At 41.8% G+C, this 20,834-nt stretch carries 17 protein-coding genes; 15 read left to right on the top strand and 2 right to left on the bottom strand.

Annotated features, from left to right (window positions below):
• Nucleotides 1-72: 72 nt before the first annotated feature.
• The 11 genes from htpX to miaB all read left to right on the top strand — a co-directional run bounded on the left by htpX (nt 73) and on the right by miaB (nt 13,859).
• Complete coding sequence (htpX, locus tag ACSSWA_RS07945; protein ID WP_437356031.1) at nt 73-924, top strand: zinc metalloprotease HtpX; 852 nt, start codon at nt 73-75, stop codon at nt 922-924.
• On the top strand, nt 924-1,499 hold the full coding sequence (locus tag ACSSWA_RS07940) for a hypothetical protein (protein ID WP_437356030.1): 576 nt from the start codon (nt 924-926) through the stop codon (nt 1,497-1,499). Before htpX ends, ACSSWA_RS07940 begins: the two co-directional genes overlap by 1 nt.
• Nucleotides 1,500-1,557: 58 nt before the next feature.
• Nucleotides 1,558-2,313 (top strand): outer membrane protein assembly factor BamD, encoded by a 756-nt coding sequence (locus ACSSWA_RS07935; protein WP_437356029.1) that lies wholly within the window; start codon nt 1,558-1,560, stop codon nt 2,311-2,313.
• Nucleotides 2,288-2,764 (top strand): acyl-CoA thioesterase, encoded by a 477-nt coding sequence (locus ACSSWA_RS07930; protein WP_437356028.1) that lies wholly within the window; start codon nt 2,288-2,290, stop codon nt 2,762-2,764. The genes ACSSWA_RS07935 and ACSSWA_RS07930 overlap by 26 nt, the downstream gene beginning before the upstream one ends.
• Entirely contained in the window at nt 2,703-4,835 is a 2,133-nt protein-coding gene (locus ACSSWA_RS07925) for an FG-GAP repeat domain-containing protein (protein ID WP_437356027.1), read from the top strand. The genes ACSSWA_RS07930 and ACSSWA_RS07925 overlap by 62 nt, the downstream gene beginning before the upstream one ends.
• The gene (locus tag ACSSWA_RS07920; protein ID WP_437356026.1) at nt 4,832-6,445 is read left to right on the top strand and encodes an MXAN_6640 family putative metalloprotease; all 1,614 of its coding nucleotides are present in this window, start codon (nt 4,832-4,834) and stop codon (nt 6,443-6,445) included. Before ACSSWA_RS07925 ends, ACSSWA_RS07920 begins: the two co-directional genes overlap by 4 nt.
• Nucleotides 6,438-7,079 carry an ABC transporter ATP-binding protein gene (locus tag ACSSWA_RS07915; protein WP_437356025.1) on the top strand — a complete coding sequence of 214 codons (642 nt, stop codon included), beginning with the start codon at nt 6,438-6,440 and terminating at the stop codon, nt 7,077-7,079. Before ACSSWA_RS07920 ends, ACSSWA_RS07915 begins: the two co-directional genes overlap by 8 nt.
• Nucleotide 7,080: 1 nt before the next feature.
• Complete coding sequence (locus tag ACSSWA_RS07910) at nt 7,081-7,740, top strand: heme exporter protein CcmB (protein WP_437356024.1); 660 nt, start codon at nt 7,081-7,083, stop codon at nt 7,738-7,740.
• A 58-nt stretch (nt 7,741-7,798) separates the two neighbouring features.
• Nucleotides 7,799-8,998 (top strand): pyridoxal phosphate-dependent aminotransferase, encoded by a 1,200-nt coding sequence (locus ACSSWA_RS07905; RefSeq protein ID WP_437356023.1) that lies wholly within the window; start codon nt 7,799-7,801, stop codon nt 8,996-8,998.
• 87 nt (nt 8,999-9,085) lie between these two features.
• The gene (gene mfd / locus ACSSWA_RS07900) at nt 9,086-12,463 is read left to right on the top strand and encodes a transcription-repair coupling factor (protein WP_437356022.1); all 3,378 of its coding nucleotides are present in this window, start codon (nt 9,086-9,088) and stop codon (nt 12,461-12,463) included.
• 70 nt (nt 12,464-12,533) lie between these two features.
• Complete coding sequence (miaB, locus tag ACSSWA_RS07895) at nt 12,534-13,859, top strand: tRNA (N6-isopentenyl adenosine(37)-C2)-methylthiotransferase MiaB (RefSeq protein WP_437356021.1); 1,326 nt, start codon at nt 12,534-12,536, stop codon at nt 13,857-13,859.
• Here miaB and ACSSWA_RS07890 read toward each other — a convergent pair.
• A complete protein-coding gene (locus ACSSWA_RS07890) occupies nt 13,833-14,519 on the bottom strand; it encodes an SPOR domain-containing protein (protein ID WP_437356020.1) in 687 nt (228 codons plus the stop codon). The two genes, miaB and ACSSWA_RS07890, sit on opposite strands and share 27 nt — an antisense overlap.
• Before the next feature lie 60 nt (nt 14,520-14,579).
• Between ACSSWA_RS07890 and ACSSWA_RS07885 the strand changes: the two genes are divergently transcribed.
• The 3 genes from ACSSWA_RS07885 to ACSSWA_RS07875 are packed head-to-tail and all read left to right on the top strand — an operon-like array spanning nt 14,580 to nt 16,706.
• Nucleotides 14,580-15,539, top strand: coding sequence for a CPBP family glutamic-type intramembrane protease (locus ACSSWA_RS07885; protein ID WP_437356019.1), 960 nt, complete (start codon nt 14,580-14,582; stop codon nt 15,537-15,539).
• Nucleotides 15,536-15,892 (top strand): putative signal transducing protein, encoded by a 357-nt coding sequence (locus ACSSWA_RS07880; protein ID WP_437356018.1) that lies wholly within the window; start codon nt 15,536-15,538, stop codon nt 15,890-15,892. Before ACSSWA_RS07885 ends, ACSSWA_RS07880 begins: the two co-directional genes overlap by 4 nt.
• The gene (locus ACSSWA_RS07875; protein WP_437356017.1) at nt 15,882-16,706 is read left to right on the top strand and encodes a phosphatidate cytidylyltransferase; all 825 of its coding nucleotides are present in this window, start codon (nt 15,882-15,884) and stop codon (nt 16,704-16,706) included. The genes ACSSWA_RS07880 and ACSSWA_RS07875 overlap by 11 nt, the downstream gene beginning before the upstream one ends.
• A 33-nt stretch (nt 16,707-16,739) precedes the next feature.
• Here the strand turns inward: ACSSWA_RS07875 and ACSSWA_RS07870 are convergent, their stop codons facing one another.
• On the bottom strand, nt 16,740-18,665 hold the full coding sequence (locus ACSSWA_RS07870; RefSeq protein ID WP_437356016.1) for a DUF5916 domain-containing protein: 1,926 nt from the start codon (nt 18,663-18,665) through the stop codon (nt 16,740-16,742).
• Between ACSSWA_RS07870 and ACSSWA_RS07865 the strand changes: the two genes are divergently transcribed.
• Nucleotides 18,658-20,775: a GWxTD domain-containing protein gene (locus tag ACSSWA_RS07865; protein WP_437356015.1), complete on the top strand. Its 2,118-nt coding sequence runs from the start codon at nt 18,658-18,660 to the stop codon at nt 20,773-20,775. The genes ACSSWA_RS07870 and ACSSWA_RS07865 overlap by 8 nt on opposite strands.
• The last annotated feature ends 59 nt before the right edge of the window (nt 20,776-20,834 follow it).

The raw sequence follows: 20,834 nt of genomic DNA, 5'->3' as shown, positions 1-20,834 counted from the left end.
TATTAAAAACTCACCGGGGAACATTGAGCGTTTTGAAAATGTTAGATTCAAAAACAAATTGGAAGGTAATATATGAACGGATTTAAAACTGCGGCTTTAATGGCGGTCATGATGGCGCTCTTTTTATTGGTCGGAAATCTCTTGGGCGGACAAACCGGAATGACTATCGCTTTTGTCTTCTCGCTGCTTCTTAATTTCGGCTCGTATTGGTTCTCCGATAAGATTGTATTGTCGATGTACCGAGCCAAGGAGGTTACGCGCGCCGAATATCCGGTTCTTTACAGAATAGTCGAAAATCTGGCGTCGAAAGCAAATTTACCTATGCCCAAAGTATACGTAATCGATTCTCAAACTCCTAACGCGTTTGCCACGGGAAGGAATCCCGAACACAGCGCGGTTGCCGTTACTACCGGAATTATGAATATACTTTCGGAAGACGAATTGGAAGGCGTAATTGCTCACGAATTGACGCATATTAAAAACAGGGACATTCTCGTCGGCACAATTGCAGCTACGTTGGTCGGAACGATTACATTGATTGCAAGAATGGCGGGCTGGGCTGCAATGTTCGGAGGAAGCAGAAGCGACGACAGAGACGGCAACATTTTCTACGAGCTGGCTCTTATTATAATTGCTCCGATTGCTGCAATGCTCATTCAATTGGCAATATCGCGCTCGCGCGAATTTATGGCAGACGAAGGAGGCGCTTTGGTTTCGGGTAATCCTATGGGACTCGCTTCGGCTCTGGATAAACTCTCAAGAGCAAATGAGGTTATTCCCATGAGAACGGCTAAGGAATCGACTGCGCATATGTTTATCGTAAGCCCGCTTACGGGTAAATCGTTCGCTAAATTATTCTCGACGCATCCCCCTATCGAAGAGAGAATTAAAAGACTGAAAGAGATTGCCGACGGCAGAAGATAATGGCAAACTTGTGGAAAAAAATATTGATTCTCTTTTTGTTTGCGGGAGCTTACGATTACAGCTTTTCGCAGAATAAAATAATTGACGAATTACTTGACAACGCTTTGAAGGAACATGCTTCGCTTTTTTCTGCAAACAAGGATTATAACTTGATTATATCTTTGCCCCGTAAGCTGGAAGGTCTCAGACCGTATCTTCTTGATTATTTCCGGAATAGTTTCGAGTATGAAAACGGCGGAGGGAAAAAAATTATTCTTGTAATTAACGACGCCTCTACGTCGTATTCGTTAATCGAACGGGGATTTTTTACTGACGATTTTCTCGAACGCAGCTTGTATATCAGCGGCATGTTGATTTATCCCGAAGAATCCGGTTTCGGAAACGCGCTATTCTCCGGCTCGGTAAAAGACACGGTTCTGTACGATGATTATGCCGTTAACGACTTGATGAAATTGCCCGTCGAACAGGGCGAGCTGCCGGATAAAACAAAATTAAAAGATATCCTTCAGCCTGTATTAATCGTAGCCACTTTAATTACTTCGGTAATTTTGCTCTTTACCGTCAGAAGCAATTAAATTTCTTTAAGTGGCAATCTTTATATATTTTTGTTATACAAAAACGGAAATTCATTTTATGCCTTATAAGAGATTATTAGCGATAGCCCTGATAGTAACGGCGTGTTCTGGGATGGTAGACACCTCTAAATTTAACGCAGAGGAATATTTTTCTTATGCAATGAAATTGTATGAAGACGGCGACTACGAACAGGCGATTCTGGAATTTAACAGCATATTGCTTCAGTTTCCCGGAAGCACCGTAAGCGACGACGCTCAATATTATCTGGCTATGACTTATTATAAAAGAGAACAGTTTCTTCTGGCGGCGTACGAATTCAGCAAGCTGATTCAAAATTACGCCACAAGCCCTCATGTGCCCGACGCGCAATTCATGCTGGCGGATTCTTACTATAACCTTTCGCCGCCGTTTCAGTTAGACCAATCGTATACCAAAAAAGCTATCGAAGAATTTCAGGCTTTCATAGATATCTTTCCGGCTAATCCGAAAGTGGAAGAAGCCGAAAGAAAAATTGTGGAATTGAACGACAAGCTTGCCAGAAAGGAATATGAAAGCGGTATTATTTACGAAAAGATGGAATACGAAAAAGCAGCGATGAAATATTACGATTTTGTAGTCGAAACTTATCACGACACCCGGTACGCTCCGATGGCTTTATACCGTAAAATTCAAATCGAAGTAAGACGCGGTATGACTAACGACGCTCTAAACGATATTGCCGTATTTTTGGCAAGGTATCCCGACGACGAAAGAGCGGGCGAAATCGAAAAATTACAAACGGAATTAAATGGACTCACGGCAAAGGCAAATTAAGAAAGTTAAAGATTCTACAGTTACGATGACCGAATTGGTTCTGCCGAACCATGCAAATCAATTGGGGTATTTGCTCGGCGGACAACTGATGCACTGGATTGATATCTGCGCGGCTCTTTCGGCGGCAAAGCATTCAAACAGAGTTTGCGTTACGGCTTCTGTCGACAGAATTGATTTTCATCACCCGATTAAAATAGGCGAAGTGGTAACTTTGGTTGCCTCTGTCAACAGAGCATTTAAAACATCAATGGAAGTCGGCGTCGAAGTTTATGCGGAATCTTTTGTGGAAAGAAAAAAAATTCATACTAATTCGGCTTTCTTAACTTTTGTGAGCGTGGATGAAAATGGCAAACCCGTCGAAACCAATGAAATACAACCGGAAACACCAGATGAACAAAAACGCTACGAAGAAGCTCTTCAAAGGCGCAAGCAAAGACTCAATACCGCTTAATATTTTTCTGGTTCTCCTTTTTTTTGCATCTTCGTTATCCGCTCAAATCCCAATTAACGGTTTTTGTAAAACAGAGGTTCTCTTTGACGGCTTCAGGGAGAACGCTGAAATTTTTCCTGACAAGATTATACCCGCCGATCTCGACAGCGACGGTTCGTATGAGTTCGTCCTGTTGAAGAATAATAAAAATTTGATGGCGGTTGTTTCGGGTAATAAACACCGCATGTTCAATGTCGGGCAGACGATTAACGATCTCGAATTCCACGGCTCAACTAAAAATTCTAATGTCTTTTGCTGGCTTTCCAGAAAAAACAGGAATATTGGTTTTATTACAGTCTCGAAAAACGGAATAATATCGAGAAAGAAAATTAAAAAGTTTGACGATATACCCTCTCGAATTACTTGTGTCGACCTCGACAACGACGGATTCAAAGAAATAATTGTTAGCGGTTATGCATTCGAAGGCTTGACTTTGGTTAATGCCGAAAAAAACAATTATGCGTTTTCACAAATTACCGACGAAAGAGTTTTCCCTTTGATTGCAAATGCGGACTTTGACTACGACGGTTATAACGATTTAGTTGCCTACGATATTTTTGCTAACCGGCTTGTGTTTTTTTATAACAATCAGGAATTATCTTTTTCCGAGTCGAGAAAAATTGAACTCTCCGACTACCCGGAAGACCTGATTGTTTCGGACATTAATTCCGACGGATTTACCGACTTGCTGATTTCGTACGGCGACCGATTAAGCGTTTTTGTCGGCGATACAGTTTCGTCGTTCCTTAACAAGTTTGAAATCGAGCTCCCGGTTAAATCGGATATCTTGAATGTGTCGGATTTTAACGGCGACGGAATCGAAGATCTTTTAACTGCAAGTTATTCCGAAGGCGAAGTGTATCTGATCTACGGCAAAGGCGGTTCGGAATTTTATGAACCGCTGCCGGTATATAAAGACAGAAACCTGGTTGATCTTGCCGTTTATAAAGAAAAAGGATCGAGTAAACTCGCGCTTCTATTGAGAAACGGTAAAATAGTCGTAATATCAAAGATAAATAAATTTGCGAATGCCGATATAACGAGCTTTGGAGCCGAGGCGCTTTCGCTGGGATTTGTGCCAGGCGAACACAATATTCCGGAAGCATTTTTTTATATAGATAAAAATTCAAACAACCTGATTTTGACGACTCTTTCAAAAGCATTGATACCGGATGCTCTTTATCGATATCCTCTTCAGAACAGTTACAGTATAGTCAAAAGCGTCAAACGCAAAAATAAAATCGATTTCTACTTGTACAATCCGAATACATCTTTAATTGAGATACTGCGACTCGACTCGTTCCGACCGACCCGCAGAATTCTTTACACAAAAGGAAGAATTAAAGACTTGCTCTTATTTAACGATCGATTGGAAGACAGACAAAGAATTTATGCCCTCACGCAAAATAAATCGAGCCTGCTTCTGGAAACATACGACTACAGGGATTTCAGATTCGTGCGTTCGGGCGCTGACAGCGCTGGAGCCGACGTACTGGCGGCGGCGCTTGAATATGAAACATATCCGGCGGTCTATTCCTTGATTAATAAAAACGACAGTCTGTTTTTAGTAAAAAAAGATATTAAAAGATTTGCCGCTATGGCGGACAGCGTTTATTTAGGAGCGTACAATCTTTCGGATTTAACAAAGATTTACCTCGAGATTTATAACGACCCGGAATCAAACTTATCGATTGCAGCGGCAATACTGACGGAAGGGGACAATGCCAAATTTGTCCTGCTTGCAAACGACAAGATTGTGGCGCGCGAATTCAAAAATACAAGACCGGTCGAGCGCGCTTTTCAATTCAAAAAGAAGGGAAATCGATTGGAAGTATTTTTTGTAGACGCGGTGAAAAACATTTTGAGAAAAATAGTTTTGACGGATAATTTCAAAACGGTTGAAACCGGTACCGTTTTGGATTCTGACACAGTTAATAATTATATTTCAATTCCTTTTAAAAATAATAGCGACCTGATCCTTTATGCTCCCGGGTCCGATAAAAACATAATTAAATTGAGAATTCTTAGATGAAGAAATTGTTCTTTCTGCTGGCGTTATTTATTACGATCGATTACTATGCTCAAAATCTCGATTCGCTTTACAATTATTTTCTTTATACGAGAGGACGTTATGAGTCCGGTTTGAAATCAGCGGTCTACTCGCCGGGCGATTACGTAAAATGCGGAACCGGCATCTATAATCAAATCAAAGAAAACTATTCGAACTTCAGCATAAAACAGCGTCAGATTTTGTCGTCATATTTGAGCAGACCTCAGACGGATACGAGTTTTGTCACTAAATCGGGTTTTTTTAGAATCCATTTTAATAAATCGGGACTGCACAAACCTGCTTACGATTTGAATCTTTTGTCAGAAGCTCTCGATTCTGTCTATAACTACGAAGTTAATATACTGGGATATCCGCCGCCTCCCAAAGATTACGGCGGAGGAGACGACAGGTACGACGTCTACATTCAGAACATGAGCGGCGGTCTCTACGGGGAAACGCGAACGGAAGATTTGATCGGGACGGAAACTTATACAAGTTATATTGTTATCGACAACGACTTCGACCGTTATTACACTCAGGGTATCGACGGCGCAAGGGTTTCGGCAGCTCACGAATTCCATCATGCAATCCAGGTGGGAAATTATATCTACAGGTCGACCGATCAGTATTATCACGAGCTTTCTTCAACGGCAATGGAAGAGTTTGTATTCGACGACATCAACGATTATTACGCTTACATCTACTCGTATTTTGTAAATACGAACCGTTCGTTTTCTCAGAACAGCGGTTACAATCTCGCAATCTGGAATATCTTTTTGAAAGACAGGTTCGGATTCGAAATACTCAAAAGAACCTGGGAGTTAATGAAAGAAGAACGCGCGCTTTATGCTATTGCCGACGCCATTAAAGAATACGGTTCCGACTTTAAGACGGAATTTGCCGAGTTTTCGAACTGGATTTATTTTACCGGATACAGATCAAAACCGGGCAAGTATTTCGAAGAAGCGGAAAACTATCCCGTAATAAAACCCCTGATGAATATCGATTTCGACAAGCCGGTCGTTTCGGTGGATATTAATACCAGACCCGCTTCTGTAAATTACATCTCTTTTGTTTCGCTTGTCGACACTCTCACTGCAATTCTCTCGAACAGCGACGTTACAAACGGAGTGCAAAATCCTTCGTCCGAATTACCTCTTAAATATTTCCTTGCCGATCACGACGACGGAGGCTACAGATGGATTACCGATAATTATTATTCCAAATTGGTTTGCCAATCCTCATTTCTTATTACCGAAAATTCGGTGTTGAATAACAGATTGATCGATTCCACAACTGTTATAACCAGAGAAGAATTTCCTTTCCCGCAGCCGTTCAATTATGCTACGGATAATTTTATTTATCTGCCGTCTCCCCGTTCTTTGAGCGGCATGGCAGATCTGTATGTTTTTTCGATCGACATGGACTTAATTTTTTCAGGAGAACTCCGGGTTTTTGTTTCCGATAAAAATCTGATTAAATGGGACGCGCTTGACAAAAGCGGCGAAAGGCTTTCATCCGGAATTTATTTTTATGTTATTAAAGCGGACGACGAGACTAAAAAAGGAAAATTCGTGGTGATTAATGAATAATTACAGCGTAATTCTTGAAAATCTTGTAAAGTACTTCGGCAGAAGACTTGTTTTTAACGGCGTCAATCATCGTTTCGATTCCGGTAATATTTACGGAGTCGCCGGTCCCAACGGTTCGGGAAAATCGACGATTGTTAAAATTATCGCCAATTTGATTTCTCCTACAAAAGGAAAAGTAATTCATCTTGACGGAGACAAAAAGATAAATTACGAACGTCTTCACAATTACATCGGATTTGTTTCGCCTTATTTGTTTCTTTACGACGAATTTACCGCGCGTGAAAACCTCCTCTATTTTTCAAAAATCAGGGGAGTCGGATTCGACGAAGAATATGCGGACTATCTTTTAAACGAGTTGAATATTTATAAAAGGAAAGACGACGTTATCAGAGGCTATTCTTCCGGTATGAAACAGCGTCTGAAATTTATCTTTGCGTTGATTCACAACCCGCGGATGGTAATCCTCGACGAGCCGACGTCTAATCTGGATACTCCGGGAAAAGAAAAGGTTTATGAAATTATCGACAAAAACCGAAGCGATAAACTTTTTATAATAGCGTCGAACGAGGAATCCGACCTTGCGCTCTGCGGCGAAATAATCAATCTGGAAAATTTTAAGAATAACGGCAATTAATATGAAAGCTTATTATCTGTTCAAAAAAGACTGGGAATCGGAGCTAAGAACGCGTTATGCTTTAAATGCCCTTTCGATGTTTATTCTTGTTACCATAAGCGTAATAATGTTTTCGATCGGGAGCGAAAAGATAAGCGAATATTTGACCGGAGGATTGTTGTGGGTGGTTATTTTTTTCTCGGCGATGTCGGGTCTTTCCAGAGCGTTCGTTTCCGAAGAGGAGCGCGGCACTACTCTTACTCTCCATTTGATAGCTGCGCCGTCCACTATTTTTTCTGGCAAACTGCTTTTCAACCTTATACTTGTATTTCTTATGAACTTTGCAATTACTTTTCTCTTTGCAGTCCTCTTCGAATCTTTTATTATAAATAATTATCTGCTCTTCTTAATTGCGTTCTTGCTGGGGAATGTCGGAATTGCCGTTTCTTCCACTATAATCGCGGCTATTATATCCAAGGCTTCCTCCAAAGGGACGCTCTATCCCGTGCTTTCATTTCCGATTCTTCTGCCGCTCATTTTAATTCTCCTCGAGCTCACGAAATTTGCAATGGACGGAAACAGCGTTGCCGATTCGATGACCGAGATACTCGTACTGGTATCCTACGACGTTATTATGTTAACGGCTTCGTATCTGCTTTTCGATTTTATATGGAAAGAATAAATTCGGTACACGTTAATTTATTATCTTTGTCAACTGAAAATAAAACAATAATCAAATTATGAATTTCGAATTTCCCGAAAGAATAAATCGCGCCATAACGTCTCTTACGATGCAGATTGCTCAAAGGGCTATCGAATTGCGCCGGCAAGGCGAAGACGTTGTGGATTTCAGCGTGGGCGAGCCCGATTTACCGACGCCCGATAATATCAAAAACGCCGCAATAAAAGCCATCGAGCTGAATTTAACCAAATATACGGCAAATACTGGAATTCCCGAACTGCGCGGCGCAATTGCTGAGAAACTCGAAAAGGATAACGGACTTTCTTATTCTACCGATGAAATAATTGTGTCGAACGGGGCTAAGCAGTGCGTTTATAACGCCATCCAAGCGCTTGTGGGCGAAGGCGACGACGTACTGATTCCGGCTCCATATTATGTGTCGTATCCCGAAATGGTCAAACTGGCGGGAGGCAATCCCGTTATTATAAATACTTCAATCGAAGCGGGCTATAAATTAACGCCCGAACTTTTGGAATCCTCTCTAACTCCGAATACAAAAATGTTGATTTTATGTAATCCGTCTAATCCTACGGGGAGCTTGTTTCATGAAAACGAATTAAACGCTTTGAAAGAAACGTTCCGGAAAGGCGATTATCTGATTTTGACCGATGAAATTTACGAGAAGATAATTTATGACGGTCTCCGCTTCCAAAGCGTAGCCTCTCTCGGCGAAGATATCAAAAGAAGAACGGTTCTGGTAAACGGACACTCGAAAGCTTATTCGATGACGGGGTGGCGTATAGGATATGCGGCTGCGGATCGGGAAATTATCAAAGCAATGGCAAAAGTACAAAGCCATTCCACATCCAACGCGTCCACTGTTTCCCAGTATGCCGCGCTGGAAGCTTTAAAAGGTCCGCAGGAATCCGTGGAGATTATGCGAAAGGAATTCGAAAAAAGACGAGATTTTATTTTCGAAGAATTAAATTCGATCGAAGGTATAGTTTTATCCAAACCCGAAGGAGCTTTTTATATATTCCCTAACGTAGCTTATTATCTCGGCAAAAAATTCAAAGACAAAGTTATTAACGACGTATTCGAATTTTCCCTTTTTCTTTTGAACGAAGCGCGCGTTGTGGTTGTTCCGGGTATAGCATTCGGCAATCAAAATTGCATTAGAATTTCATTCTCTACTTCGATGGACAGGATAGCGGAAGGAATTAAAAGAATTAAGAACGCCCTTGAACTGTTGGTTTGAGTAAAGTCGTATTTGAAAATATATTTGTAAAACCGCTTTCCTTCAGAGAAAGAAGGAAAGCGTGCGCCGTTTTAAATGAATTACATTATGAGTGAACAAATTATAGAAAAATTAACGCCGTACGGTAAACTTGCCGGGTTGCTTGAACGAAAGCAAAAGAAAGTTTTCGTATCGCCATTGGAAGGTTCGTTCAAGAGTCTTTTTGTTCGATCTTTTTATCGCAAAGGGATGCAGATATTGATATTGGCTGCATCGCCCCGCGAGCTGAAGGAGTTGAGCGTCGAGATTGCTTTGCTCGGTTTGTCGGACGATTTGATTGCGCTCGAAGATTTAGAAGGCGACGACATTCAGGAAAAATTAACCGACATTTCGAACCGCAAATCGTTCATTCTCGTTTCTACTTATGAACTGCTCAAGGTGAAACTTCCTTCCAGAGATACACTGGGAAAGAACACAACAAAAGTCGAAATAGGCGGAGAGCTCCCGTACGATCAACTCATCGAATATCTCAACCTGATCAATTACGACCAGGATAAATATGTAGATCAGCCGGGCGAATATGCGCTGCGCGGATCGATAATCGATTTCTGGTCCTACAGTGAAAAATTGCCCTGCCGCGTTGAATTCGACGGAGATTTTATCGAATCGATCCGGTACTTCGATCCCGAATCGCAGCGCTCCACTCACAAAGTCGATTCCGTTACTCTCGCTTCGTCATGCGCCGAAGGCGAAATGACTTCTGATATTTTCGACTATCTCGAATCGCCCTACGTTTTTGCCTCGGATTACCACCTTGGTAATCTCGGCAGCAGTAACGAAACGGTTGCAGCCGACGACGGCAGTAAGGACGAACTCGACGAAGAATTGAGATACGAACTTTATGATAACGAAATCGATAATTACTCCAATAAAAAAGTTGATGGAAACAATAAACTCGAATTCCGGATGGAATCGCTGTTCGAAAAAAACGCTTTTTGGATTCTGGAAGATCACATCGGAATTCGCGACGAAAGGATAGACCTCGGTTTGAGCGAGGCTCCGCATATCAATTCAAATTACGAGCTCCTCTTTGCGTCTCTGAATAAATACGCCGCCCGGGAATTCGAAATATTGATTGCGGTTGAAAACGAACTTCAGAAAAAACGCCTTAATGATTTGTTAACGGAATACGACGAGAAAGTTCAAAAATATTATGAAAGCGGATTAATCAAGATTATCGAATTGCCGGTGAAATCGGGATTTGCAGTGAAGGAAGACCGGTTTCTCCTGATGACGGATTATCAGATTTTCAATAAACCGTACAGAACGCGGCTTTCCGAAGCTCAGAAAAAGGTTAAAAGGGCGTCGAAAAAATCGAAAGCCAGAGACCTATCGAACCTTAAAATAGGCGACTATGTGGTGCACGAAAATTTCGGAATCGGTCAATATGCCGGTTTACAAACGATCAAAATCGGCAATGTGGAACAGGAATCGATAAAGATTCTGTATGCCGAGGGCGGTGTGGTTTACGTTAATCTTAATTATCTGTCGCTTGTCAAAAAATATTCTTCGGGAGACAACGCCAAACCGAATCTTTCGACGCTCGGCTCCGGCGAGTGGAAATCGACAAAGAAAAAAGTAAAAAACAAAATCAAAGAAGCCGCCCGACAGCTTATTACTATTTACGCCAAAAGAAAAATGTCGAAAGGTTTTGCTTTCAGTCCCGATACCATCTGGCAAAAGGAACTTGAAGCTTCTTTTATGTACGAAGACACTCCAGATCAGGCGCGAGTTACCGAAGAAGTTAAAACCGATATGGAAAATGAAATTCCGATGGACAGGCTCGTTTGCGGGGACGTAGGATTCGGTAAAACCGAGATTGCAGTAAGAGCGGCTTTCAAAGCCGTAAACGACAATAAGCAGGTAGCGCTGCTTGTGCCCACTACGATTTTGGCAGAACAACATTACAACACATTTCGTGACAGGCTCGCTCAGTTCCCCGTGAGAATTGAAGTCCTGTCGAGATTCCGGTCGGCTAAAGAACAAAAAGAGATTGTCGAAAAACTTGCTCGCGGCGAAGTTGACATTATAATAGGAACGCACCGGTTGTTGTCGAAAGATATCCGCTTCTGGGATCTGGGGCTTTTAATAATCGACGAAGAACACCGATTCGGAGTAATGGCAAAAGAAAAATTAAGATCTTTGCGAGCCGACGTTGATACGCTGACGCTTACGGCGACGCCAATACCGAGAACTTTGAATCTTTCATTGCTCGGCGCGCGCGACCTCTCGATTATTGCTACTCCTCCGCCTAACAGGCAGCCGATCTTTACTAAAGTTGATTCGTTCGACATTCAAAAAGTAAGAGAGTGGGTTCTTAACGAAATTAAAAGAGGCGGACAGGTTTATTTTATACACGACAGAGTGCAGTCGATAGAAAAGATAGCCGCATATATCATGAAGCATATTCCGGAAATTAAAGTCGGAATTGCTCACGGACAGTTAAAACCCGCACAGCTCGAAAAAGTGATTCACGACTTCCTCGAAAAAAAATACGACATGCTCATTTCGACTAAAATTATCGAATCGGGTATTGATATTCCGAGTGTAAATACCATAATAGTCAATCGCGCCGACAGATTCGGACTGGCGGAGCTGCATCAGCTGCGCGGCAGAGTAGGACGTAGCGATAGGCAGGCATACGCTTATTTCCTTGTGCCTTCAGTCAATACTATTACAAAAAAAGCGTTCCGCCGTCTGCAGGCAATCGAGGAGTATACCGATTTGGGAGAAGGCTTCAGTTTATCGATGCGCGACCTTGAGATTAGAGGAGCCGGAAATTTACTGGGCACTGAACAAAGCGGATTTATCGACTCTGTCGGTTTCGACCTCTATCTTAAACTGGTCGACGAAGCGGTGGAAGAACTGAAAGAAAGCGAGTTCAAAGAAATATTCAGCGATCTGCCCAAACAAGTCGAACGCTCCGAACCTACAATCGATACATACTTTGAAATCGGCATCCCCGCCGGTTATATGCCCGATCAGTCCGACAGACTTGGCTTTTACACGGCTTTGTTTTCGATGGTCAAAATCGAAGAATCAGAAGAAATTATTGAAGAAATGGAAGACCGCTTCGGCAAAATGCCGCGAGTCGTGGTAAACTTGATCGACGTGGCGCGCCTCCGTTTTTACGCTTCGTTTGCTTTGTGGGAAAGGATTGTAATCCAAAGGGAAAAAGTAATTGTAATTCTGCCCAAAGGGAGCAGGGAAGATTATTATAAAAATAAATTTGTCAGTATACTCGAATACATCAACTCGAACTTCGGCAAGAAAGTGCGCTTCGTTCAGCAAAAGGATCTGCTTAAACTCGAAATAACGAATAATTTTAATAATCCCGAAGATATACTCAAATTCATGATTATGTTTACCGAAAAAATATCGGAACTGACCGGGGCATACAGCCTGAAAGCAGAGGCTGTAAATTAACACCTCTCGTCTTGTTAATCAGTCGGAATCTGTTTAATTTTGTAGCTCGAATTCAAATTTACAGGAAAGTATGAATAAAAACAGCGTATATATCGAAACGTACGGATGCCAGATGAATTTTGCCGATTCCGAATTGGTAATGGGAATCTTAAAGAACAAAGGCTTTGAAGTTACGCGTAATATCGACGACGCAAACGTAATACTTTTGAATACATGCAGCGTAAGAGACAATGCCGAGCAGAAGATATTTCACCGGCTCGACCATTTGAAACGAATCAAACGGGAAAATCCTCAGGCAGTCATCGGAATTTTGGGCTGCATGGCTGAACGCCTCAGGAAAAGACTTATCGAAGAAAAAAAGATTGTGGACGTTGTGGTAGGTCCGGATGAATACAGACGCTTGCCCGAATATATCGATCATGCGTTCGGGGGCGAAAAAGGAATCGGCGTTAAACTGTCGCGAACCGAGACTTACGACGATATTATTCCATACAGGGAAGACGGCATAAGCGCCTGGATATCGGTTATGAGAGGCTGCGATAAATTCTGCACTTTTTGCGTAGTGCCGTTTACAAGGGGAAGGGAACGAAGCCGTTCGCTCGATTCGATAGTCAACGAAATTAAATCGTTGTCGGAAAGAAATTTCAAGGAAGTGACACTGCTGGGACAGAATGTCAATTCTTATAACGACGAGGGAAGGGATTTTGCGGATTTGCTCGGCGCATGCGCTAACGCCGCTCCGGATATGAGAATCCGTTTTACCACTTCTCACCCGCAGGATTTGTCGGATAAACTTCTCTATACAATCGCCGAACACGACAATATCTGCAATTATATTCACCTTCCCGTTCAATCGGGCTCTAATAGAATTCTGGAATTGATGAACAGAACTTATACCATAGAGCATTATCTTAACCTTATTGAAAGAGCGCGCAATATTATTCCAGGAGTCAGTTTTTCTACCGATATTATTGCCGGTTTTCCGACAGAAACCGAAGAAGACCACCGCATGACTCTCGAAGTTATGAAAGAAGTAAAATACGACGGCGCCTACATGTTCAAGTATTCTCCGCGTGAAGGAACTAAAGCTTACAGCATGAAAGACGACGTCCCCGAAGAAATTAAAATCAGAAGATTGAACGAAATAATCGATCTTCAACAGCAGATTTCGTATGAAATAAACCAGTCTTTGATAGGCAAAGAAGAAGTTGTGCTGGTTGAAGGAGTTAGTAAAAAATCGGATGAATTTTTGTCCGGCAGAACGGATACGAATAAAGTTGCGGTATTTCCGAAGCGGGACGATATAAAAGTTGGCGATTATGTGAAAATCGAAATCACGCGGGCAACTTCAGCCACTTTGTTCGGCGCTTCACCTGTTCCGGTCGAGGTCGATTAATCTTCCTTTAATACTGAATTTATTTTCGAGCAGTTCGAGAAGCGGTCGGCTGTCCTTTTCATTCTCGAATTTACCCGCAAGAACTATATTGAATATACTGCCTCCGATTTCCCTGTTTATTATTTCGCATTCGAATCCTTCTGCTTGCAGCTGATCTGCAAGACGTTCGGCGTTATCCCTTTTTAAGAATGCGCCGGCTTGCACTGCATACCTGTACTCGATTATTTCGCCTTCTTCGTCTGTGGAGTCGGGCAGGTTTCTGTTTGTAAATCTCAAATAGGGGGACGCAGGGTATTTTGACTTGAGCAAATCGAGATAACGCTCCGCTTTGTTGTAAGCTCCCAAAGAATAGTAATATGTAAAGATTCTGTACAATGCCGCATCTGCGTAACGGCTCGCCGGAAATTTTTCGATAATATAAACGTATTTATTCAGCGCGCTCTTTCCGTCTTTGGTTAATACCGCGTCGAGAAATAAAATCGACGGATCCGAATCGGAATAATTTTGTTTCAGAAATTCAGCCGCTTTATCGATTTCCCCTTTTTCAATATCGATAAGAGCGTCTTTGATGTCGATTTCCTGCGCAAAGGTTTTTATCGTTCCGCCCCATAAGATTGTCAGAACGAAAACAATTGCAAAATATTTGGTTTTGAAGGTCATTATTTTTCGTATTCTAATTTATTATATTGTCATAAGTTTATAACAAAAATAGCAAAAATTATGGACGAAGAAAGAAATTCTCTTCCCGGGTTAAATGACGGCGAAGATAAAAAACAGAAGATTAAAATAAGCATTACGCCTGCGGGCGCGGCATTTCTGGGACTAGCGCTGGTCTTTGTTTTATATCAATTCGGGGGGGCGCTTCTGACGCTCTTGATATTCGGATTCGAAGTTGACAAAGCCGACGTCAACGCTGTAAGATTATTGACCGCGGGCGGACAAATTCTTTTGATTCTTTTGCCTTCGCTTTTGCTGGCTAAATTTATTTATACCGACGTAACTTCGATTCTCAAATTCAAGCTGCCCGCAAAAAAAGAGATATTTCTTTTTGTGATCGGGATGATAATAATTACTCCGTTGCTGCAAAATTATCTCTATATTCAGAACTATTTAATCACCAAAGCGGCGGAAAACTACGGTGCGATTAAATCGATAAAACAGATTGTAGACCAGCTCGACAATCTGCTCGAAAGCGCATACGGAAGTTTGCTCGTATCGAATTCGATATTCGAGGCTTCGCTGATTGTATTTATTATAGCTGTCGTTCCGGCAATATGCGAAGAAGTTTTCTTCAGGGGATATGTTCTTTCGAGTTTCCAGCTCAAATATTCGCCGTTTCTCAGCGCGCTTATCACCGGCTTTTTCTTCGGAATCTATCATTTCAATCCGTATGGTTTGATTCCGTTGATTGCGCTCGGGACGTATTTCGGATATGCCGCATATAAAAGCGAGTCGATTTTTGTGCCGATGTCGCTGCATTTCCTTAATAATTTTTTCGCTGTCACAGCCTATTTAATTTTTGGCGAACAGGAATTGATAAGCTCGAATGTTGTTCCGGAAAAAGATATTTTAATATATTTTATTAGTTTGACGGTCTTAATAATTCTCTTTGCCGCTTTTATTTTTTATGTAAACAGAACGTATAAATTAAAAGAAGAACAAACGAAAGGTGAAATATGATTTGTCCGAAATGCGAGTACGAATATGTGGAAGGAATTAAAGAATGTCCCGATTGCGGAACGCCATTGGTAACAAGAGAAGAATTCGAGGGACATTTGCTGCACCCCGAAGATTGGGTGGTTGTTTATACATGTTCCGACAATATCGAAGCGGAAATGTATAAAGCGAATCTGGAAAGCGCGGATATCGAAACTCTCATTTTATCTCAAAAAGACAGAAACTATCCCACGGTGGGCGATCTGGCTGTCATTAAAATTCTGGTGAAAAGGGATGACGCCGAATCTGCTCTGGAAATAATACGCGATATCAATAGCCGCGCGCAAAATACGGAGGAAGAAGGCGATGAAGAGTAATCTTACAAAACGTGTAATAGTTGCTCTTTTCGGAATTCCCATAATTCTGTTTCTTGCAGTAGCCGGCAAAGGACCGTTTCTCTTCTTTGCTTTGTTCGTAGGAATTGTCTCCTTTGTCGAATTTGCCGGTATGTTGAAAAAAAGGAAATTTTATCCGAATGTTATTGCCGGAGTAATAGCGATAGCCGCGTTGATATTTAACGCCTACTTTTATTTTGTAGAATTTGAAATTCTGGCTTTTTCGATCGTTGCCGTTACGCTGCTGTGGGAAATGTTTCGCAATAAAGAATCGGCTGTTGCAAACATTGGCTCTACTTTGACGGGCGTTTTTTATGTCGGGTTGTTTTCTTCCGCGCTCGTGGCAATACGGGAATTTTACAGCGATTCGTTCTTTCTTTACGATAACGGCGGTTATTTGATAATTGGAATTTTGGCTTCTATTTGGGTATGCGATTCCGCCGCCTATTTTATAGGAACGGCATTGGGCAAGCATAAAATTTTTCCGAGAATCAGTCCAAACAAAAGCTGGGAAGGCTCTATCGCAGGTTTGGTTTTTGCCGTGGCGACAATGATTGTTTTTAAACTTTTATTGCTCGATGTGCTTTCGCTTAAAGACGGGATTGTTATTGGATTGATTATAGGAGTGTTTGGGCAGGCGGGCGATTTTGTAGAAAGTATGTTGAAGAGAGATTCCGGAGTGAAGGATTCCTCTTCGATCATACCGGGACACGGCGGAATATTCGATCGTTTCGATTCGCTGATATTCAGCGCTCCGCTGGTCTATATTTACCTGTATTACTGGACGACTTTTTAGTTCGTCGATTTTATTTCGTGTGAATAGTAAAAATCAGAAATAGTATAAGTATTTTATTTTAAATACGCTGACGGTTTCGATTGAAGCCATGGCGCGCATATCGTTCCGTTCGCGTAAATCGTTTATTGCCAGATAAATCCAGCTCTTCGGAAGAAATTGATACGAGAAGAGAGCGCCTACGAATATTCTTTCCATTTGATCCGAAGACCTGAGGAAAAGATTGTCGATATAGATGTAGAAATTCAAGTCGTTCAAAGGGGTCACGGAAATCCACGGTCGTGTATTGAATGTTATTTCTTCAATATTGTTGTCGGGATTGCCTTCAATCCAGAGGTTACCCGAAGCGCCGATGCTGATGAAATTGGTTATGTTCCAGCCGAAGCTCGCGCCTGCCCAGCTGTAGAATGCAAGATATTCTCTCGAAAAATTGTAGGTCTTCGAATATCCTCCCCAAACGTTTCCCCACCAGGAAGGATCGGGATTGATCCACGAGCTGAAACTGACTGAGTAATAATCGTATTTAACCGTGTCGTCTTTTGCTTTTCCGTAATCGGTGTTAATTTCGTATCCCCAGTGGCTTCTGAACTGCATGTTAAATCCGAAAATCCAAGCCCTGTCGGCGTAAGCGTCCACTTTTTCGTAATTGACTGCCGGTCCGGTATAAATCAATATTTGAGATACGGCGCCTTTGTCCATGAACCAGACCGGTCCGGCAAGTCCTACCGCTTCGAAAGTTCCGCGCCAGGGAACGTAACCTACCTGGTCGATATTGAATTCGCTGCCTACGTAACGGGATCGAAACATAATAATCCAGTCGTTGGTCATGTTCGTATATCCCATCGAAGCCGCATAATCTCCTTTAGAATTTTGAATCGACCGAGCAAGCTGATATGCAAGTTGCCAGTTGGAATTTCTGAAAGCTCCGTCGATATCGAGAACGCCGTCGGAGCCGCCGGCTGTTTGTTTGCCTACGAATAATACTCCGATTTCGGAATTCTCCATAATCTGACGTTTCAGCCTGCCGGAAACGAAGAGTGCTGCAGGTTCGATTTTAGCAGAATCGTCTTCGGTATATTCGACTTCCGGAGTTCTTGCAATAAAGCCGCCGTATTGCCACATGCCGATTCTTCCGAATGCTTTTGCGCCGAAATTAATCGGCGTTTCTTTGCCGCCCGGCAGCAATTTCCCGATTCTTCTCGAATAGAATAGTTCCATCGGTCTGTAGAATCCCCAATTGCGTTGTTTGCCCGCGGGCATAAAAATTTCATTGCCCTGAATAAAAAACGGCCTCTTTTCGGAAAAGTAGGTTTCGTATCTGGTAATGTTGAAATTGTACGGGTCGGCTTCGATTTGTGCAAAATCCGGATTAGCGGTCGCCTGGAATGTCAATTGCGGAGACGGGTTATAAAAAATATCGAGACCGAAATTGGGCTTGAGTTTATTGTCGAGACTGCTGTATTTACCGTAAGTAGTGGGATAAATTTCAAGATTCAATCCTTTTACCGATGGTTTGAATTGATCGAAGACAAGCTTGCCGAATTTTGAAATGCGCTGTCCTTCGTTTTGTTCGTAAACGCACCAGTATAAATCTTCTTTCAGCGTAGGTATCCAGCGGTCGAAATCCAATCCCCAGAATTGAAGATTTTCGTCGTATTGAAGCGATTTATACGGAATTTCAATTTCGACGACAAAGCCCCAGTTATAGATTTTTGCCGCCGAGAACCAGATACCGTCCCAATTGTAATCCCGATTACGCGCGTCGTCGAGCAGCCGGCAGTCGGCTCTTACGTTGGAGGCTGAAACTGCAAATTTATACGCGGTCTTTCTGTCGCCGAATGTGTCGAGCATTATCGATACGACATCCCCGCTTGCGTCGTCAAGCTTCCCCGTATATCGCTGGATGTTTTTCGGATCGTCGTAAGATATTATTAAACAGAATAAAGAATTCTCCGTGCTCAAAATTTTGGCGACGGTTCTTTTGCTCGGTCTTTTAGACGTGGCTTGTCGAAAAATGGTTGCATCGGAAAAATTCATATTAAAAATAGCAGCGATTCTTTTGCTCAGCGCGACATTTGCTCTGTCCCGGCAGCCGGACAGCGTTACGTATTACATTAATCTATCGAGGCATTATCTTGATACGGGCGATACTTTATCGGCTGAAAAATTACTGGAAAAATCGACCGAAAGATTCGAAGAACCCGAACTGTACTTCTTGTTGGGAAATTTGAAATCGACTAAAAAAGATTATTCGGAAAGAAACAGAGCTTACCGGTTGCTCAAAAAAGCTGCGCTGCTGGAACCGGGCAATTTAAAATACAGACTTGCATACGCATCGATATTAAAAGACTTTGCGCGAGTTTCGGCTTACGGAGAATACAAAGAAATTCTTAAACTCGATCCGAATTCTATCGAAGCGTATTTGAAACTCGCGGAATTAAAAGACGAGGACTTTACCAATTACAATAATTCTTACCGGAAATTGAGCGATGAGTTTTATGCAAGTTTGCAGGAATATGCCAACGAAGATTTTAAGGAAGCGGAGAAGTATTATCTCGCGGTTTTGTCGATTGATTCCATCAATTATGAAGCCAACTATAAACTTGCCCTGTTATATATGAAAGCGGGCGAATACGAAAAAGCCGTCAGTTTCTTAGAACGCATTTACCGGTTTAAGAAGCAAGACGCAAAAATAAATCTCTCTCTCGGCTTATGTTACTATAAACTGCGCAAATTTAAAGAAAGCGGCAGGTTTTATATACGCGGCTTCCGGTACATGACTCCCGAAGAAAGAAAAGAATACGATTACGAATCGGTTGTAAAAATGTTACAGCCCGTTTATGATGAGATTATGGGAGAAAACGAATACAAGAAAAAGCGCTTTATAAAATTTTATTGGGACGTAAACGACCCGTTATATTTGACCGATTACAACGAAAGACTCCTCGAACATTATTCCAGAATAACTTTTGCAAATCTTTTTTTTGATAACGATGAAAAGAAAGGATGGCAGACCGACCGGGGAGAAGTGATTTTGCGCTACGGGGAGCCGTTGAATATAATGAGAATAAGACCATCGATGGGAGAAGCGGGCTACGAAATGAAGACCGACGTCTGGGATTACGGTCAATTCAGTTTCGGATTTACGGACATGGCGTTAAGCGATAATTTTATCTTCAGCGCGCCGCCAGCGGATAAAGAAAAAGTTGTTTCTCAATACGCGTTTAATTCTCACGAGTTTATTCAATATCTGAGAAAATCGTATTATTCCCGCTACGCGCCTCTTTATGAGGGCAATGAATTTACGATGTCTCACAAAGAGTATTATTTTAAATCTTTTTCGGATCCTTCGAAAACCGAAATGCATTTTGTTTTTAAGATGCCCGACAGTTTGAAATCGAATAGGGACAGTTTGAATATGAAAACCGGCTTTTTCTTTTTCGATGAATATCACAACAAACTAGAAAAAATTGTGAAGAATAGAAATTACAGCGCGGGCGGGGAAGTAAACGAATTTATTGCTGATTTAAAGCCTGATAGCGGATATTATTCCTTCGAGATGATTGAAAATAATACCGGACATACTTGCGTAAAAAGAGGAAAATTGAATGTGCCGGATTTCAATAAGTCATTGTCCCTCAGTTCGCTTGTGCTTGCCGATTCCGTTTATTTTAACGACGAAGGTATTCTGAATCGAAGGCAATACTCAATAAATCCTCATACGGTCGATACGGTCGGGAATAAAATTTTCTTGTATTACGAAATTTATAATCTTGCGAAAAAAAGAAACGGAGCTGTGGAATTCAGACAAAAAATAAAAATAACGCGGAACGAAGAAGGAACCGGAATCTTTTCCATCTTAAAAAATCTTTTTTCCGTAAGCAGGTCGATAACGTTAACAAACGAATACAAAACGGATAACGGTGACATTCCGCTTTTTATCCGGCTGGATATAAAAGATTTGGAATCCGGGAAATATATTCTTGAGGTCGAAATTGAGGACCTCAATGCGAAAAAGAGCGTTAATTCGAATTTGCAGTTTTACATATCTCGGCGGGCGTCAAATCATTAAAATTTCTTTCCGAAAAATCAAGGGAGTGAAAAAGCTGAAATGTTGTTATATTCGTAATT

Origin of the sequence: Melioribacter sp. Ez-97, from assembly GCF_051488665.1 — a bacterium.
Lineage (GTDB): Bacteria > Bacteroidota > Ignavibacteria > Ignavibacteriales > Melioribacteraceae > Melioribacter.
The sequence above is the reverse complement of the archived record's forward strand: the minus strand, read 5'-3'. Positions and strand labels throughout refer to the sequence as shown.